The sequence below is a fragment of the Terriglobales bacterium genome (genome assembly GCA_035624475.1).
Classification (GTDB): domain Bacteria; phylum Acidobacteriota; class Terriglobia; order Terriglobales; family Acidobacteriaceae; genus DASPRL01.
The window spans coordinates 1-3,398 of sequence record DASPRL010000173.1 but is presented as its reverse complement, the minus strand read 5'-3'; the positions used below and the strand labels follow the sequence as shown (position 1 = coordinate 3,398).

The 3,398-nt window shown below is 69.5% G+C and carries 3 protein-coding genes; 1 reads left to right on the top strand and 2 read right to left on the bottom strand.

Annotation, left to right across the window (positions count from 1 at the left end; translation table 11 throughout):
• Positions 1-1,473 (bottom strand): M28 family peptidase (locus VEG08_07150; GenBank protein ID HXZ27761.1); only part of this gene is annotated, 1,473 nt, incomplete at its 3' end.
• Between the two features lie 91 nt (positions 1,474-1,564).
• Here VEG08_07150 and VEG08_07145 point away from each other — a divergent pair.
• A complete protein-coding gene (locus VEG08_07145; GenBank protein ID HXZ27760.1) occupies positions 1,565-2,737 on the top strand; it encodes a membrane dipeptidase in 1,173 nt (390 codons plus the stop codon).
• A gap of 18 nt (positions 2,738-2,755) precedes the next feature.
• Here the strand turns inward: VEG08_07145 and VEG08_07140 are convergent.
• A partial coding sequence (locus VEG08_07140) for an MFS transporter (GenBank protein HXZ27759.1) occupies positions 2,756-3,398 on the bottom strand: 643 nt, incomplete at its 5' end.

Genomic DNA, 3,398 nt, shown 5'->3' with positions numbered 1-3,398 from the left:
CTGCGAGCCCGTCCCCTCGGGACGCGCGGCGGCGCGCTCGGCCGCCTGCCGCTCCCGCGTCCGCCGCCAGACGTCATAGAGCATGCCGCCTTGCGGGCTGGGCACCACCCGGGTGACGTCGCGCACGAACTGCTTCAGGCTGGGCACCGCCGAGGCCCCAAAATTCGGCCCCGAGACCGCCACATCCACGTTGAAGTAGGCGGCGGCGCCAGAGAGCATCTTGAAGTTGTCTTCCGTCCACTCAGTGGAGCCGATCAGGCCCTGTTCTTCGCCGTCCCAACTGCCGAAGATGATGGTGCGCTTGGGCCGCCAGCCGGCTTTCAGCAGTTCGCCCAGCCCGCGCACTGCCTCCAGCATGGCGGCGGTGCCGCTGTTGGGGTCCACCGCGCCATAGACCCAGGCGTCGCGGTGGTTGCCCGCCACCACCAGCTGGTTCCCTTGCTCGGGATCGCTGCCGGGGATCCTGCCGATCACGTCCCACAAGGTGCGGTACTCATAGTCCTGCTTCAGGTGCAGGCGCACCTTCACCGGCCCCGGACCCAGGTGGTAAGTGAAGGGCAGCGCTCCCTGCCACTCGCGCGGCGACTCGGGCCCGCCCAATTGCTCCAGGATGGGCTGCGCGTCGCCCCAGGAGAGGGGGGTGGTGGGGATCTTGGGCAGGGCGGGTGCCTGTGCCGGAGGCACGCGCTGGCTCTCGGGCAGCGACGGCACCGAGGCCACTCCCGGGGTGGTGGGATCGCCGGCATACTCGAAGGTGTAGCCGACGGAGCCGCGCTGCACCCCGCTCTGCGGCCGCCACGGCCCTGCGGGATAGGGATCGCCCTTGAAGAAGCCGTCGTCGATGGGGTCGGAGTAGATGATCACGCCCGCCGCCCCGTGCTGCTCGGCCACGAACGATTTCACTCCGCGGAAGTTCTGCCCGTAGCGCACCACCACGATCTTGCCGCGCACGTCGATGTGCTGCAGCGCCAGCTTCTCGAAATCCTCGGGACGGCCGTAGTTGGCGTAGACCACCTCGCCCTCCACGTCGCCCGAGGGTGAGTAGCCGTTGAAGGGCAGGACCACGCGGGGATCGTTCTCGTAGGGATCGCCGGCCACGCTCTCCGGGTGCGGGCCGACCACGCGCGCGGGGCCGGGGCCGGTGATGCTCACGCTGATCTCCGCCGGCGTGTTCATCCACACCTTGTACTCGACGATCTCGGTCTCCAGCCCGGCCTCGCGAAATTTCTTGGCCACGAACTCCGCCGTCTTCTTGTCCTCGGGCGAGCCGGCGATGTGGGGCGCAGAGGTCAGGGTGCGCAGGTCGTCCTCGGCGCGCTTGGGGTCGGGCGCCAGCAGGAACTTCTGCTCCCACTTCTGCTGCTCCTGGGGATCGCGGAAGAAGGCATAGCCGGCGGGCGCGGCGGCCGGCTCCTGCGCCGCCAGCGGGCCCAGCAGGATGGAGGCCAGAAAGAGTGCGCTCAAGCGCTTCATGCGTGCTCCTCGAAGAAAGGATGGCTTCTCCGGGGCCGTGCCGGCCCCGGAGAAAACTTTGTAGCTTACACTATGCGGGCAGGGTGCAGGGATGAATCGCAGGCAATGGCTGAAGACAGCCGGGGCGGCCGCGGCAATGTCGGTGGGTGCGCCCTTCCTCAACCGCGGGCGCTTCCGCCTCTTTGCTTTTTCGACGCGGGAATACTCGGCCCGCTGCCGGGAGCTGGTCGCGCGCTCCCTGGTCATCGACATGCTCAGCCAGTTCAAGCTGGGCGCCTATCCCGACGTGCTGGGCGGCCCCGACCATTCCACCGTCACCTGGTTCTCGCGGCCCGAGACTTTCACCGCGGAAGACTTCGCGCGCTACCGGGAGTCCGGCATCAGCGTCTTCCACATCGGCTGGGGGACGCGCCGCGGCGATCCCTTCGACGACGCGCAGAAGGTCTTCCACGCCTGGAACCGCTTCATCCTGGCGCACGCCGGCGAGTTCCTGCGCATCACCGACCCCGGCCTCCTGGCCGAGGTCAAGCGCGCGGGCAAGGTCGGCATCCTGCTGGGGCTGCAGGGCGCCGACCACTTCCGCACGGTCGAGGACATCCCCCTCTTCTTCGATCTGGGCCAGCGCGTCTCGCAGCTCACCTACAACCTGCCCAACCGCCTGGGCTGCGGCTACGAGTCCCGCCCCGACACCGGCCTCACCGCCTTCGGCGCCGAGGTGGTGGCGCGCATGAACCAGGAGGGCATGGCGATCGATCTCTCCCACTGCGGCGACCGCACCACCCTGGACGCGCTGGCGGCCTCGCGCCGCCCCGTGCTCTTCACCCACGCCGACTGCCGCGCCCTCAATCCCCATCCCCGCAACAAGAGCGACGAGGAGATCCGCAAGCTGGCCGCGGGCGGCGGCGTCATCGGCATCACCGGGGTGCGCATGTTCGTGAAGGCGGCGGAGCCGGTCACGCTCGACGACGTGCTCGACCACGTGGACCACGTGGCCCGGCTGGTCGGGGTGGAATACGTCGGCATGGGCAGCGACATCGATCTGGACGGCTACGACGCGCTGCCCCCAGCGCTGCGCGCCAAGATGCTCACCGGCTACAAGTCGAGCCCCGCCTTCCATGGCCGCGGCGACATCGACGGCCTCAACCATCCCCAGCGCGTCTTCGATCTCACGGAAGGCTTGCTGCGCCGCGGCTACTCCGACAGCGACATCGCCGGCATCCTGGGCGCGAACTTCCAGCGCGCCCTGGACCAGATCTGGCGTTAAGAGGAAAGTGCGACCTGCTCACGACGCGCTGCGCGTGGTCGAGATCTCTTCCGCAGGGTCTCCGCCCGCCAGGCCCTGGGCCACGATCATCTGCCGCGCCTCTACCCGGAGGGCGGGCCAGCGTGCCCAGAACGTCGCCGCTCCCGCGATGCACCCCAAGCCGCCCAGGGCTAGGGTGAGGGGCGCGCCCAGGCGCTCGGCCAGCGCCCCCGCGAATAGCGCCCCCAGCGGCGCCATGCCCAGAAACATCATGGTGTAGACCGCCATCACGCGGCCGCGCAACTGGTCGGGCACCATGGCCTGGATGAGCGTGTTCGACGAGGCCATCTGCACCATCAGGGCGCAACCCACCGGCACCAGCAGCAGCAGCGAGGCCCAGAACCAGCGCGAATAGGAGAACAGGATCAGGCCGGCGCCGAAGCTCAGCGAGGAGACCGCCACCCAGGTCCCCAGCCCGCGCAGCTGCGTGCGCGCCGCCAGGGTGAGGGCGCCGATGAGAGCGCCCACTCCGGCCGCTCCCATCAACAGTCCCAGGGCGCGCGCTCCCCCGTGCAGGACCTGGTCGGCGAAGATGGGCATGAGCACGGCGTAGGGCATCCCGACCAGACTGACCAGCCCCAGCAGCAGCAGCAGCGCACGGATGGGCAGGGTGCGGCGCACG

Excerpts from the sequence above, each read along its gene's own strand:
- VEG08_07145 (HXZ27760.1), top strand. The coding sequence starts at position 1,565 with ATGAATCGCAGGCAATGGCTGAAGACAGCCGGGGCGGCCGCGGCAATG.